Origin of the sequence: Streptococcus mitis (assembly GCF_002096815.1) — a bacterium.
Classification (GTDB): domain Bacteria; phylum Bacillota; class Bacilli; order Lactobacillales; family Streptococcaceae; genus Streptococcus; species Streptococcus mitis_AD.
In genome coordinates this window covers 54,647-70,051 of record NZ_NCVJ01000021.1, presented here as the reverse complement: position 1 = coordinate 70,051, position 15,405 = coordinate 54,647, and the positions used below count along the sequence as shown (strand labels likewise).

Sequence of the window (15,405 nt, the reverse complement as noted above, 5' to 3'; positions counted from 1 at the left end):
TTTATAAAATGAGCGAATTATGAGCGAATAAAGAGTGTTTTTTGTAGAGCCTGATTTTTATAATAAGTCTTAGTCGACAATCCTTAAATACCTGAATAAGTCTCTACTAACAACTGAATCTTACGTAAAACTTCTTGCTTTTTCCGTTCACGCGCTCCCTGTCTACGAGAAGTTGGTGGAATAATCGAATCTAAATCAGTCCCACTGTTTTCAGCATAACCTCGTTGAATTGATTTGTCGATGAATAATTGATAATCATCTACAAGTTTCTCAGACTCAGCTAGGTCATGAATCGCGATTTTCTTACGCTCCTTACCATATTCGTAGAAAGCATTGATAATACCATCATGGTCTTTCAATTTTTGCAAATCAGTGTCATTGATAAATCCAATAACCAACTCTTCTTTGGCACGAATATCGATACTAGAACGAATCACACGGCTAACTTCAGCTTTCATTGCTTCTTTAGACTCAGAATTCTTAGATTTTTCAACAATCAATGCCAGGATATAGTCTAGGTTAATCTCATCTGTTTTTAGGAGTTCAATCTCAAATTCGACATCTGAAAGATCAATATCCAAATCCTTGGCCTTTTCATAGTTCTTAAGATTCAAAAATTCATCTCGAATTTCCACATAAGTACTTCTTAAATCCTGAAGATAACCTTCTGAAATAGGTTTGTCTATCTCTTGGAATTCGTCATAATTTCGAAGAACATTATCAAGCTTCAACAACTCACCAAATAACTTAACAAACTCTTTCTTATCATGCTCTGTTTCAATTTCTTGTGGATTAGGGAATCTTTCCAAAATTTCCTGACAAACCGCAGTATAGCCTTTGACCTCAATACCCGTTACTTGATCCACGAAACCATCCATGTATTCACTAAAGCTTTTTTCTAAGATGATTTCAAGCTTATTGGTGTCTCCAAAAGTCTTAATAGCTTCTTGCGTAGCCTTTTCTAAATCACGGAAACAAACAATATTCCCAAAAGGTTTAACCTTGTTAAAAATTCGATTAGTTCTAGAAAAAGCCTGAATCAATCCATGATAACGTAGATTTTTATCGACAAAAAGTGTATTCATAGTCGGGGCATCAAATCCCGTCAAGAACATACCAACTACAATCAGCAAATCCACTTCCTTGGATTTAACTCGTTTGGAAAGGTCACGATAGTAATTTTGAAACTCTTTCCCATCAGCTGAGAAGTTGGTCTTGAACATGTGATTATAATCATTAATCGCTCTAGAAAGAAACTCTTTAGAAGATAGAGGCATGGCTGTATCTTGAGGCTCTAGCTCTTCATCTTGAATTTCTCCATAAGCTGACTGTTCTTCGTTAGGTGCGAAGCTAAAGATGGTTGCAACTTTCAATCGTTTAGCTTCTGGTAAAGCTGCTTGTTGTCGCTGGAGTTCGTCATAGTATAACTTAGCAGCTTCAATACTTTGTACAGCCAGCATAGCATTAAATCCAGCCAATTGTTTTTGTTTATGAGTATAGTATTGATTTCGGTGTGTTTTTGTATTATACACGCGAAGTAAGTATTCTGTGATGGTTGCTATCCTTTCTGGATGCAAAAGGAGTTCCTTCTCCATCTTTTTGAGTTTCTTCTCATCAAGCTCTCGGCCAACTGCTTTTTCAGCTTCTCTATACTTATTGATTTCAGGCTTAATATAGTTGTAATCAACCTTGAACTTCAATACTTTTTTATCTCGAATAGCATCCGTGATAACATAATTATGGAGCTGTTCTCCAAAAACTTCTTGTGTCGTTTCTCCCGTTAAGCTATTTTCTGGGAAAATTGGTGTCCCTGTAAATCCAAATAGGGCATACTGTTTAAAAGCCTTCTTAATACGCTTTTGAGCCTTCCCAAACTGTGAACGATGACACTCATCAAAAATCAAAACGCATTTTTTACTATATATCTCATGATTTGGATTTGCTGTTATAAATTTGTTTAGCTTTTGAATAGTTGTGACAACGATTCGATCATCATTTTCTTCGATACTGCGTTGGAGTTCTTTTGTATTGTTACTACCATTGACTGAATTTGGTTGGAATTTTTGATATTCCTTCATGGTTTGATAGTCTAAGTCTTTTCTATCTACAACGAAGATCACTTTGTCAATGTAGTCCAACTCGGTCGCTAAGCGCGCTGTCTTAAAGCTGGTCAAGGTTTTCCCTGACCCTGTCGTATGCCAGATATAGCCACAAGCATTGATTGTTCCAAAATTCTTCATCTCATTCGAGGAATGGATTTTTCTCAAAATACTCTCAGTAGCTGCTATCTGATAAGGACGCATAATGAGCAAGGTATTATCCACATCAAAAACACAATACTTGGTCAAAACTTCCAAGAGGACACGCTTGCTTAAGAAAGTAACGGTAAAATCTTCCAATTCGTGAATAGTCTTGTTCTTACGGTCTGCCCACTCACAGGTAAACTCATAGTGATTTTTATTTTGAGCTGTCGTATTTGCAAAGTAGCGTGTATAAGTGCCATTCGAAATCACAAAAATCTGAACATACTTATACAAAGAATTTTCGCTGTTAAAGCTTTCCTTACTATAACGGTGAACCTGATTAAAGGCTTCTTGCAGACTGACACCCCGCTTCTTCAATTCAATCTGAACTAGCGGAAGACCATTGACTAAAATAGTCACATCATAACGGTTAGTATGGCTCCCCACTTGCGTCACTTGATTGATGACCTGCATACTGTTGTTATGAATATTTTTCTTGTCAAGGATGAAAATATTTTTAATCCGTCCATCATCAAAGACAAAGTCATAGATATGATTCTCTTGGATTTTTCGTGTTTTTTCAACCAAACCTTCATTGGGACAATCTAAATACTCAACTATAAAACGTTGCCATTCAGCATCTGTAAAGGTCACCTTATTAAGCTTTTCAATTTGAACCTTTGCATTCGCTAAAAGCTCCGTAGGAGTATGGATATCCAGTCGTTCATAATTGAGACCATTAACCAAATCTGTAAGCAATTGTCTTTCCAAATCTGCCTCAGACTGAAATTCTCTATCTGTGCGATACTCTGGTTGATACTCAGCCAAGAGAATCCCTTCATTTGTTTCCGCAATTACTTCATGTACTTTTGAATAATCAACCATTTTCATTTTCCTCTTTTGGGTTAAATTTATAATTTTTCTCAAAGCTGTTGAATAATTCTATTAAGGTATTTTTTTCTCGTTCTTGCAATTCTCTAAACTCCAAATCTGATTGACGATTATGTGTGAATAAATCAATCCTTTGAGCATATAACTCTATATTTTCTGTGGTAATCTCATCACCAGCCACTTCTAACCCTAATAAAACTTCTTCCCATCTACTATAACCTAAGAATGTAGCTGTTTTCTCTAATAGATTTCTTAACAAAGCATAATGAAATTTTTCTACTCGTCCACTGTCTACAGCTCTACGTAATTCTTCTCTTACCTTTAGATGATATCCGAAGGGAGAATCTTTCTCAACGTCAGTCAAGATATATTTTACTTCATTGTTATTTTCAATATCTTTTTTCAGCACATAGAAGCATGTCTTCTTAATTCTTTTTTCAAATCTAATTTCATTATATAAGACATTGTAGAAAAGTGGTTGGTGAGTAGAAAGTATAAACTTCAAATCTGTATTTTCAGATTTTGCAATAACATCCTTTAAAAAAATCGCGGAATCAATGATATTGTTATCATCTAATGATGAAATTGGATCATCTATATAAATATACTTAAAGTTCTGAAAGTCAGAGTCAATATCTGGGTCGCTCAATTCTTCAATAATAAGTTCTAAGAGAGTAACGAATATGGACCAAACAAATATTCTCTCCTCTCCTCTAGAAATCTTGACCGTTTCTCCATCTATAGTAAAGCGAATACCCTTAAAATTACTCACATACCTTGGAACACGTTGGTCTCCAATAATATCAAAAATCGGTAAGCCAGAATCATTGACAGCCTGCTCTTTAATATCTTCAAAACTTGGAACTATTGAGCCATGGACAAATTTCTGAAAAGTTTCAATAACCTGATCAAATTTTTGCTGTTCTTCTAAAAAATTACCAAAAAAAGTATTCTTACTATATTTAAGGTAACGATCTTCGTTATTTTCTAAATCATTCTCCCAAGTAAAAAGGTCTTCTGTAAAAGCATTAAAATAAAGTATTTTCTTAATTTTCGACTCTTCATCATTTTCCGAAATATTTAATTTATCCTTTAAAATTATAGATAGCCTTGTTTTCCCTGTAGCATTAAAAGCATAAATTAAATGCACTTTCTTATCATTCGATATCAGTTCCTCCGCAACATCTTCCAATGTATTAAATATTTTATCATCTGGCATGATTCACTTTTCCTTATTCATTAAAATTGAGTAATTGATTTCTCCAATATTCATACTGTTTCTGTCTTAGTTCGATTTCTTTTGGAAGGCCCTCAGAAAGAGAGTTGGTTAAGGTGTTGAAATTGTCAAGAACAGAAACTATACTAGATTGTTTTTCTAGTGGTGGTAGGGTGATTATTTTACTTTGAATCATAGGTTTCGTTAACTGTGGTATCCCACTTTGTGGAATTTCATAGTTATTCTCGATAGAGTTCATAAAATAATAAGCATATTTTAAATTGAGGTTAATTTTTGGAGTCAAAACAAGCAATCTCACTATAGGGAAGAAAGGTTTTTCACGATAACTTGTCCATCCGATTGTACCTCTCGCTGAAACCGTTAGGCTAGGATTCTTGATTCTAGCTTGATTTGTCCAACCATATAATGATTTTTCGTTAATTCCATTAGATAAGATAGGATAACAATATTCTTCTGTTTCAATAGCAGAGATTCCATTCTTTGGAATGTCACCTCCTGCAATAACTTCAAACACACTACCTAGTTCCGCCCGAATTGGACCAAATACCCACTGTAAAAGCTTGATAATAGCAGAGTTGTCCCACTCCTCTACTCTACTCTACTCTCAGTGTACTCGCCTTCGGCGACGAATGTCAAGAGTTTTTCTCTAAAATATTCGTACTGTTTTTGGCGTAGTTCAATCTCCTTGGGAAGTCCGATGTTTAGGTCATTACAAACCATATCAAAGTTGTCTAGAACTTGAACAATACGCGATTGGATTTCGAGAGAAGGGACTGGGATTTTAATTTTATCTAGAATAGCTTGAGTTAAACTAGGTCTTGTTGGATTAGTTGACATTTCTTCTAAATTAACAGTCGTTAAATAATAATAAAAATACTTTGGAATAAGCTTAGTTTCATCAATTTCTGTATAGTAAATTGTATCTACGTTCCAAAAAGCTTTTTCTAAATAGAATAAATTAGAAATAGAACCTTTCCTAGGAATCAATACAGTTGGTTTGTCATAAGAATAATCAGCAACAAACTCTCCCATTTCTCCACCACTACCATATACTGGTATTTCTCCATTTGGAATAGCTTTCCAATCTTTTCCATTCTTCAATTTAGCAACATCTTTAAGTATCTTCCACTCAACATGATAAACCTCATCCTCAAATGATAAGAGTTTATCTCGATAATAAGAATATTGCTTTTTACGTGAGGTCAATTCTGAGGTCAATTCTGAGGTCAATTCTGTAACATACTCTGTCATTTTGTCAAGTTTTTGCACAATTTCTTCTTGAATTTTTAGTGGAGGAATAGGTATAAGAGTAATTTTCGCATTACTCCAATGTCTTTTATAGTTCCCCTCTTTCTTATAAAAATTACAAACGCAATAATATAGATATTTTGCGTTTATACCTTTCTTTGGTTTCAAAATTTTTAAACCATCAGCTCCTTGAACAAAAGCGAAATCTACAAATTTTATATGTTCTGAATGATCTCCAAAAATTATATATTCATCTTTTTCAAGATATTTTTCATTATCTGTATATCCTGCTATGAATTGTTCACCCTGATCAACAATCGGTATTCTTCCTGTCAATTGATACTGCTTCTTAGCTAACTTTACAGGACTTGTCAAAGTAAAAACTACTTCCCCCAACTCTTTCCACTCAACAGGACAGTTTTGGATTTCTTCTAGGATGTTCATGGTTTCCCTCCTTCCTTGGCTAGATTTTCAATACTTTTGATTTCCTCAAGATAATCTTTTTCAACTTGACTGAGAGTCTTGGCTTGGTAGCTCTTATATTCCTTATCTACCTTCTGCTTCATCTGTTCATGAGAGATAGAACCACTATTGTCCAGCAAGTCTTCTCCAGTAGCCTGAAGGATACGATCTACATGTGTTACCCAGTCTGCCATAGTCATGACTTCTTCTCGCTCTGCCTGTCTTTCCGCAAAATCTAGATATCCTGATACAAGCTGATTAAGCCCACGCAGTTCCTTTTCTGTCAGATAGTTCTTGGCAACTTTTGCTTCAGATAGAGTAGGGAGGTCTCCCTTAAAAGTAGTCAAGCCCATAAACTCCTTTTCACTATCAACACGATTGTAGATGAGTTCACTGGCAGTATTGTGGTGAATGGCATAATGCATCTTATTTTGAACCGTCGCAAAAAATTTCTTTGCCTCTAGTGAATTTGCATTGTAGTCGCTTGATGTCGCGAAAAGATCTAAAACCTGACGGTAAAAGACTTTTTCACTCGAGCGGATATCTCGGATTCTTTCAAGGAGTTCTTTAAAGTAAGAGCCTCCACCCAAGTTTTTCAGGCGCTCATCATCCATAGCGAAGCCCTTGATTAGATACTCTTTCAAGACTGTCGAAGCATAGTGTCTAAACTGAATGCCACGAGGGGAACGCACTCGATACCCAATCGCCAGAATCATATCGAGATTATAGTAAGCGACTTTTTTGGACTGAGTTTTACCAGCCATTGCACCGTGACGAGTGGTTGTCAACTGATAGTTGACAACCACTGTTTCATCTAATTCACCATCCTCAAATATTGCCTTGATATGTTTACTAATATTTTGCTTGGAAGTTTGAAAGAGCTCAGCTAGTTCTTGTTGGGTGAGCCAGACCGTTCCATTATCCAGGTGGAGTTCAATAGCTGACTCCCCGTCATCAGTTCTATAGAGAATCACATCATTTGCCATGGCTCAATTCCTCTACAATCTTGTCTATCTCTGCACGCAAGTGGTCAATCTTGGCAACAGTATCAGCGATTTCTTTATTGAGCTCACCAATATCAATCTTCTCCCGGGTATCTTCTTGTTCGACATAGGTTGAAACAGATAGATTGTAATCTTGCTCTGAACCAATCACCTCATTATCAACAAGAGCAGATTTGTAGTCCACACTTTGATAATTAGAAAACAATTCAACTATGTGCTCAATATTGTTATCCGTCAAGACATTGTTATTAGTCTCTTTTTTGAATTCTTTACTCGCATCGATAAAGAGGGTTTTATTTTCTATTTTATTCTTTGCCAGAACCAAAATCGTAGTTGAGATAGGGGTTCCAAAGAAGAGATTTCCCGGAAGGGCTATAACCGCTTCAACAAAGTTATTATCTACTAGATACTGACGAATGGTCTTTTCAGCACCACCACGATAGAAGATACCCGGGAAACAAACAATGGCTGCTCGACCTCTGTTAGACAAGTGGTTGAGACTATGCATAATAAAGGCAAAGTCAGCTTTTGACTTGGGTGCTAACTTGCCAGCTGGCGCAAAACGGTCATCGTTTATCAGAGTTGGGTCTCCATCTCCCACCCATTTGACAGAATACGGAGGATTAGAAACAATAGCATCAAATGGCTTTTCTTCTAAATGCTGAGGATTTAAAAGGGTATCTCCTCGCTTAATATCAAAGTTATTGTAGTTGATATTATGCAAGAACATATTCATACGAGCCAAGTTATAGTTGGTCATGTTAATTTCTTGACCAAAGAAACCATCCTCTAGGATATGTTCTTCATATTGTTTTTTCATCTGGAGCAAAAGCGAGCCCGACCCACATGTTGGGTCGTAAACCTTGTTAATCTTATCCTTGCCGACCATGACTAGTCGAGCTAGTAGTTTAGAAACTGTCTGAGGTGTGAAAAATTCTCCACCACTTTTTCCTGCATTACTAGCATAGTTGGAAATCAAGAACTCATAGGCATCCCCAAAGGCATCGATATCATTTTCCTCAAAGTTACCAAAGTTAATGCTATTGATGCCATTGAGGATATCAGATAGGCGCTTATTTTTTTCTGGAACAGTCCCACCAAGGATGTTGCTTCGTGTATCCAAGTTATCAAACAAACCTTTGATATCATCTTCTGATTTGAAGCCAATCGCTGACTTCTCAATAGCTTGAAAAATATTGGCCAATTCTTCGTTTAAATTTTCATTTTGTGAAGCATCCTTGACTACATTTTCAAATAGTTGACTCGGAAGGATAAAGAAGCCCTTATCCTCAACTGTCCCTGGTTTAAAATCTTGCTCAGCTTCTTGGTCACTTAAGCTAGCATAACGAAATTCTAAGTCGCCAGCCTCATGCTCAGCGCGGTCAAAATAGTCAGCCATGTGCTCTGAAATAAAGCGATAGAAAAGGATTCCTAGGATATATTGCTTAAAATCCCAACCATCTACAGCCCCACGAACATCGTCCGCAATCGCCCAAATTTTACGATGCAGCTCCTTGCGTTCTGCATTTTCTTTACTTGCCATTTTTACTTCCCTTATTTAATGTATTATCTCTTCTATTTTATCATATTTTAAGAAAACCCACTCGAAGTGATAAAAGCGAGTGGGGTAAAAACTATTTTAAAAATAAGATTTGACAATTGTTTTCTATAAAATCAATTACTTTTTGTCAATATTAAGGTAGTAGCACTTCTTCCATACCAGCTTTATCATCACTCTTTATAAATACAATTTTCTGTTTCCCTGTTAATTCAATCAGCTTTTCTTTACCTAGAATGATTGCTAGATTCTTAACAATTGAACGTTTAGCAGGCTCATCAAAATAAGTAAAAACAAATCGGTAATCATACTTTCCATTTTCTGCTAATGCAAAACATTTTTGAAATATTTCCTTATCCAAGGGATCTACTGAGTGTCCAAAAATAATGATATTTTTAGGAAATGATTTCGCTATCCCTACATTTAAATACTCATAAACTGGTTTGAAAAAGTCTTCAAATTTAGTTCCTGTTTCTTTAACAACTCTTTGATAATATTTCTGATAAGGAATTAAATCACTGTTGACATTATTTTCTTTGTCCTCAATTCCAAAGACCATCGTATTGATTCGATTGAAAGTTCTATCCAAATCAATTCGGCCATGTATAAAATGAGTTTTTTCCTCAGAAGTCCCAAATAAATATCCTGATGTATTAGTATAATTAAAGTTTAGAACTGAAGAATTTGATAAATCTGATATTGCATCTAAAGCTGTTGAATTTGCTTCAAACTTTTGAATATCAAAATCTATATAATCTAAATACGACAGATAAATTTCTAATAGCTCAATTAATAAATCAAGTTGATTAAGAAATAACTTATCAAGTTCCTCTATTAGTAGCTCTTTTTCTTTATTATCAAACTCAATCTGACCAAAATTCCCCACGATCACTTTAACAACATAATATTTTGCAATATAATTACTTCTATCTAATAAAACTTTATCAAATTTATAAGTATCAAAATAGTAAATACTTTCAAATAACACATCACTGTTGTTTTTAAAATATACAATAGCATCCAAAAGTCTTGAAATAATGAGTTCAATATTCGACCAATTTATCCCTAGAGTTTCTTCGTTTTCATTAATAAATTTCAAATATAAATTATCTTTGTATTTCTCTATACTAATATTTTTAGCTTTTAGAAACTCCAGTAACTCCTCATCTAGATTAGAAAATAATTGTTTTTCAAACTCAATAAAATCTGTATACTTTGTTTTTCGTCCCATAGCGATATCAAAGCCATTGCCCATAATTAGAATAGTATCTGCCATGAATTTTTCTCCTCTACATAATAGATAATTACTAAAATTATACCACGAAACCACAAAAATCCCCCTTAGAAATCCGCTTCTAAGGGGTTGTCTTTATCCTGCTGCTTGGGCTGGTTCTGCTGGTTTGGTCTTTTTATCTTTCTTACTACTAGTGATGAGACGGCGTTTGCTATCTCGGATGCTATTGAGTTCCTTGAGGAGTTGAGTCAAGTGTTCCTTTTCAGGATAGGCTTCTGCACTGGCTGCGGTATAGCGCATAAAGAGGTCGTAGCTGGTTGAAAGTTCGGTACGGAGTTGTCTGGTCTTGCCAACTTCCTTGGCAGACTTAGAAGCACGCGCCTTACTCTCCACTTGGTCATATCCCTCTTGAGCGTTGACCACTGCCGTCAGCATAGGAGTAAGTCCTAGACTGGTAACTGCCTCATGATAGGGTGTTTCACTAAGCGTTTTGAGCAGGCTCTTGATTTCTGCCGTTTCCACATCATTGCTGTGCTTAGTGATGTCCTTATACTTAGCAAAGACTGGTTTCAGAGTTTCATGAGCTTCTTTGAGCTTGACATCCTTAATCTTAGCAAATCCTCTATGAAGGGTAAAGAGACCGACCAGGGCACTATCACGATTGCGATCGACTTCTGTCAGATTACTAGACTCTTTCGTCTCCACCACCGCAAGTTGAGCTTGAAAATCATCTAGCTTGGTCTTGAAGGGTTCCAAATGTTTGGCATACATTCCCTCATCCTTGTTTGCCTTAGAAAAAGTAGCCAAGCTTTGATGAGTATCCATCATCAGGCTTTCAAACTCACGGTTGGTAAAGTTACTATAACTAAGCGGGCGAATAGCGTATGTTTTTGTCATGATGATATCCTTTCTATTTAACGAATCATTTATTATCTTCTCTATCAAACCAAGACTGGATTAGTTCTGGAAGATAGACCTGTTTTTGATCTGTTTTTACAATACTTCCTTGTCTATCAGGTTGAATCAAAGGTCGATCCTTAAATACAAAGACTTGAAACAATGCACAGACCAAAAATAGAAGCCCCCATAAAGGAAGTGTCGATAGCATACTCTCCTCATCATCTTTAACTTTCTTCATCAATTTTCTCCTTTAAGTTGATACATCCATTCTAACAGTTCTCCAAACCATTTTGACCTTCATCCGCTCAACTGTCATTATTTCCATCTAAAATGTACTTTTCAGGACAAATCAGATATTTCCAAATTAAAAAATCCCTATCTGACTAGACAAACATTCCCTCTGTCAGATAGAGACTCTTACTATTTATAGATTTTAACTCTTCTAGCTTTAGAATACATATAAACTTTAGGGAAGATGACTATTCAAAAGCTAGAAGACCTCAAAACTTTCGTAGATAAGCTATTCGAAGCTTAGAATACTTTTAAATTTATGGAATTACGATAATTCGAGACTTAGAATGCATATAAACTTTAGTAAACGAACCTATTCTAAGTCTCGAAGACCTGTATTCCCATCTATTTCTTATCAAAAACACTCATCCCCCCTTTCTCCTCCAAAATATGGTATAGTAGAACTATACTATCTACGAGGAGTTTACATGTCACAGGATAAACAAATGAAAGCTGTTTCTCCCCTTCTGCAGCAAGTTATCAACATCTCATCGATTGTCGGCGGGGTTGGGAGTTTGATTTTCTGTATTTGGGCTTATCAGGCTGGGATTTTACAGTCTAAGGAAACCCTCTCTGCCTTTATCCAGCAGGCAGGCATCTGGGGGCCACCTCTCTTTATCTTTTTACAGATTTTACAGACTGTCGTTCCTATCATTCCTGGAGCCTTGACATCGGTTGCTGGGGTCTTTATCTACGGCCACATCATCGGGACTATCTACAACTATATCGGGATTGTGATTGGCTGTGCCATTATCTTTTATCTGGTGCGCCTCTATGGGGCTGCCTTTGTCCAGTCTGTCGTCAGCAAGCGTACCTATGACAAGTATATCGGCTGGTTGGATAAGGGCAATCGTTTTGACCGTTTCTTTATCTTTATGATGATTTGGCCCATTAGTCCAGCTGACTTTCTCTGTATGCTGGCTGCCCTGACCAAGATGAGCTTCAAGCGCTATATGACTATCATCATTCTGACCAAGCCCTTTACCCTCGTGGTTTATACCTACGGTCTGACCTATATTATCGACTTTTTCTGGCAAATGCTTTGACATGTAAAAAATCCGTTTGGTTTCCCAAGCGGATTTTTAGAACGTAGATTGACTATAGCTTGATACTAAATATACTTTGGTATGAAAATCATACCTATTTTTCGATAGTGAGGCGAGGACTTACCTAGCCTTTCCGCCGTGATAGAAACACCTGAAATCTAATGGTTTCAGGTGTTCGGAAACTTTGAGACATTAGGCTCAAAGTTTAGGTATGGAATTTCGAAGAAAGTCGCTACCGTCCGTAATCACTTAAGGAAAAGCTCAAAAATATTGTTTTCAACTACAAAATCCGTTTGGTTTCCCAAGCGGATTTTGTGCTTTATTTTGAAACTTCTTTTGCAAGAACAAAGTTTCCAAGAGTAGCAGAACCATTTCCTGCGACTGCTGGAGTGACGATGTACTCACGCACATCTGGCACTGGTAGGTAACCATTGAGAAGAGCTGTAAATTTCTCACGGACACGATCCAGCATGTGTTGTTGAGCCATGACCCCTCCACCAAAGACAATCACGTCTGGTCGGAAAGTCACTGTCGCATTAACCGCGGCTTGAGCGATATAGTAGGCTTGAACATCCCAAACAGGGTTGTTGAGTTCAATGTTTTCCCCACGAACACCTGTACGAGCTTCCAAACTTGGACCAGCTGCATAGCCTTCCAGACATCCTTTATGGAAAGGACAAACACCCTTAAACTCTTTTTCAATATCCATTGGGTGTCTAGCAACATAATAATGACCCATCTCAGGGTGACCCACACCGCCGATAAACTCACCACGTTGGATAACACCTGCACCGATACCTGTACCGATTGTGTAGTAAACCAAGTTTTCGATACGACCACCAGCATTGTTACGGGCAACCACTTCACCATAAGCAGAGCTGTTTACGTCTGTTGTGAAGTACATTGGCACGTTGAGGGCGCGACGAAGGGCACCAAGCAAGTCCACATTTGCCCAGTTTGGTTTTGGAGTCGTTGTGATAAAACCATAAGTTTTTGAGTTTTTGTCAATATCAATGGGACCAAATGAACCAACTGCAAGACCAGCAAGGTTATCGAATTTTGAGAAGAACTCAATGGTTTTATCGATTGTTTCGATTGGAGTTGTTGTTGGAAATTGTGTTTTTTCTACAACGTTAAAGTTTTCATCACCGACAGCACAGACAAACTTTGTACCGCCCGCTTCCAAGCTTCCATATAATTTTGTCATGATAAACCTCTTGTTTTTATTTTCTTTATTATAGCATATTTTAAAAATCTAAGTTTCTCAATTTTTTAGATTTTCCTCTGTAAATCTTACCATTCAAGCAAAAACGAACAAACATGTCATTTGTTCGTTTTCACATTAGAGAGGATTGATTAGATTTTCACTTCGATCACAGCATCCCCCTTCGCAACTGAACCTGTTGCGACTGGAGCTACTGAAGCGTAGTCAGCTGTATTTGTAACGATAACCATTGTTGTATCATCAAGTCCAGCTGCAGCGATTTTGTTTGAGTCAAATGTTCCAAGAACATCGCCAGCTTTCACCTTGTCACCTTGAGCAACTTTTGCTTCAAAACCTTCACCATTCATAGATACAGTGTCAATACCAACGTGGATCAAAACTTCAGCACCATCAGTTGTTTTCAAACCAAAAGCGTGTCCTGTTGGAAAGGCAATTGAAACTTCAGCATCAGCTGGTGCATATACCACACCTTGGCTAGGTTTCACAGCGATACCTTGTCCCATAGCTCCACTTGAGAATACTGGGTCATTAACATCAGCAAGAGCAACAACGTCACCAACGATAGGAGTTACAAGTGTTTCATTTTGAAGAGTTGCTGGAATGTTACCAGTTGTTTCTTCTTGGACCAAACGTTCTGTCTCTACTTCAGTAGCAACTTCTTTTTCATCCTCATAACCAAACATATAAGTAAGAGCGAAACCAAGAACGAATGATACAGCTACCATAAGAAGGTATTGTGCAAGTTGTCCGTTACCGATGTAAAGCATTGTACCAGGGATGACGGTGATACCATTACCAGTACCTGCAAGTCCAAGGATAGAAGCCAATCCACCACCGATTGCACCAGCAATCAATGAAAGGAAGAATGGTTTACGGAAACGCAAGTTAACCCCGAAAATAGCAGGCTCTGTAATACCTAGGAAGGCAGAAAGAGCAGCTGGGAAAGCAAGTGTTTTTAGTTTTGGATTTTTAGTTTTAACACCAACCGCAACAGTCGCAGCACCTTGAGCTGTCATAGCAGCTGTGATGATCGCGTTGAATGGGTTAGCATGGTCAGCAGCAAGCAATTGAACTTCAAGCAAGTTGAAAATGTGGTGCACACCTGACACGACAATCAATTGGTGAACCCCACCGATCAAGAAACCACCAAGACCAAATGGCAAGCTGAGGATCGCTTTTGTAGCGATAAGGATGTAGTTTTCAACGACGTGGAAGACCGGTCCAATGACAAAGAGTCCAAGGATAGACATGACCAAAAGTGTAACAAATGGCGTTACCAAGAGGTCAATGACATCTGGAACAACCTTGCGGACAGCTTTTTCAAATTTAGCTCCGACAACCCCGATGATGAAGGCTGGAAGAACAGAACCTTGCAAACCAACAACAGGGATGAAACCAAAGAAGTTCATAGCTGTTACTTCACCACCTGAAGCGACTGCCCAAGCGTTTGGAAGCGAGTCAGAAACAAGCATCATACCAAGAACGATACCAACGGCTGGATTTCCACCGAATACACGGAAGGTTGACCACACAACCAAACCTGGCAAGATGATAAAGGCTGTATCTGTCAAGATTTGCGTGTAAGTTGTCACGTCAGCTGGAAGTGTCATTCCAAGAGCAGTCAATAGACCACGTACACCCATGAAAAGACCTGTTGCTACGATAACTGGGATGATTGGAACGAAAACGTCACCGAAAGTACGGATAGCACGTTGGAACCAGTTCCCTTGTTTGGCAGCTTCTGCTTTCATATCATCTTTAGATGATGTTGGCAAACCAAGTGCAACAACTTCATCGTACATTTTGTTAACTGTACCTGTACCAAAGATGATTTGGTATTGACCTGAGTTAAAGAAAGCACCTTGAACTTTTTCCAAGTTCTCAATCACTTCTTTATTGATTTTTCCTTCATCTTTGACCATGACACGAAGACGAGTCGCACAGTGGGCAACACTGTTGACATTTTCACGTCCGCCCAAGGCATCGATGACTTTTTTTGCAATTTCCTGATTGTTCATTTGCAAAAATCTCCTTATATAAAATTTTGTTCTTGTTTGAAAGCGATT

Annotated in this window: 12 protein-coding genes; 1 reads left to right on the top strand and 11 read right to left on the bottom strand. The window is 37.4% G+C overall.

Going from position 1 to position 15,405, the window contains the following annotated elements:
• Positions 1-83 precede the first annotated feature (83 nt).
• The 9 genes from B7696_RS07050 to B7696_RS07010 form a co-directional block, all read right to left on the bottom strand.
• Positions 84-3,128: a type I restriction endonuclease subunit R gene (locus tag B7696_RS07050; protein WP_084863512.1), complete on the bottom strand. Its 3,045-nt coding sequence runs from the start codon at positions 3,126-3,128 to the stop codon at positions 84-86.
• Positions 3,121-4,353, bottom strand: a complete 1,233-nt coding sequence (locus tag B7696_RS07045) for an AAA family ATPase (RefSeq protein WP_033685431.1) — start codon at positions 4,351-4,353, stop codon at positions 3,121-3,123. Before B7696_RS07045 ends, B7696_RS07050 begins: the two co-directional genes overlap by 8 nt.
• Before the next feature lie 13 nt (positions 4,354-4,366).
• Entirely contained in the window at positions 4,367-4,885 is a 519-nt protein-coding gene (locus B7696_RS07040; RefSeq protein ID WP_205008206.1) for a restriction endonuclease subunit S, read from the bottom strand.
• Between the two features lie 74 nt (positions 4,886-4,959).
• Entirely contained in the window at positions 4,960-6,063 is a 1,104-nt protein-coding gene (locus B7696_RS10335; RefSeq protein ID WP_033685668.1) for a restriction endonuclease subunit S, read from the bottom strand.
• Positions 6,060-7,067 carry a virulence RhuM family protein gene (locus B7696_RS07030; protein WP_033685434.1) on the bottom strand — a complete coding sequence of 336 codons (1,008 nt, stop codon included), beginning with the start codon at positions 7,065-7,067 and terminating at the stop codon, positions 6,060-6,062. The genes B7696_RS10335 and B7696_RS07030 overlap by 4 nt, the downstream gene beginning before the upstream one ends.
• On the bottom strand, positions 7,057-8,628 hold the full coding sequence (locus B7696_RS07025) for a type I restriction-modification system subunit M (protein WP_084862952.1): 1,572 nt from the start codon (positions 8,626-8,628) through the stop codon (positions 7,057-7,059). The genes B7696_RS07030 and B7696_RS07025 overlap by 11 nt, the downstream gene beginning before the upstream one ends.
• A gap of 151 nt (positions 8,629-8,779) precedes the next feature.
• Positions 8,780-9,919, bottom strand: coding sequence for an AbiH family protein (locus B7696_RS07020; protein WP_084862950.1), 1,140 nt, complete (start codon positions 9,917-9,919; stop codon positions 8,780-8,782).
• A gap of 93 nt (positions 9,920-10,012) precedes the next feature.
• A complete protein-coding gene (locus B7696_RS10450; protein ID WP_192856298.1) occupies positions 10,013-10,774 on the bottom strand; it encodes a DUF6261 family protein in 762 nt (253 codons plus the stop codon).
• Positions 10,775-10,799: 25 nt separating this feature from the next.
• Positions 10,800-11,015, bottom strand: coding sequence for a hypothetical protein (locus B7696_RS07010; RefSeq protein WP_084862949.1), 216 nt, complete (start codon positions 11,013-11,015; stop codon positions 10,800-10,802).
• 481 nt (positions 11,016-11,496) lie between these two features.
• Between B7696_RS07010 and B7696_RS07005 the strand changes: the two genes are divergently transcribed.
• Complete coding sequence (locus tag B7696_RS07005; protein ID WP_000076168.1) at positions 11,497-12,114, top strand: TVP38/TMEM64 family protein; 618 nt, start codon at positions 11,497-11,499, stop codon at positions 12,112-12,114.
• A gap of 319 nt (positions 12,115-12,433) precedes the next feature.
• On the opposite strand, the gene scrK is transcribed toward B7696_RS07005, so the two are convergent.
• Together scrK and B7696_RS06995 are read right to left on the bottom strand one after the other, a co-directional pair.
• A complete protein-coding gene (gene scrK, locus B7696_RS07000) occupies positions 12,434-13,321 on the bottom strand; it encodes a fructokinase ScrK (RefSeq protein WP_049492068.1) in 888 nt (295 codons plus the stop codon).
• A 149-nt stretch (positions 13,322-13,470) separates the two neighbouring features.
• Positions 13,471-15,357 (bottom strand): sucrose-specific PTS transporter subunit IIBC, encoded by a 1,887-nt coding sequence (locus tag B7696_RS06995; protein ID WP_084862947.1) that lies wholly within the window; start codon positions 15,355-15,357, stop codon positions 13,471-13,473.
• Positions 15,358-15,405: the final 48 nt, after the last annotated feature.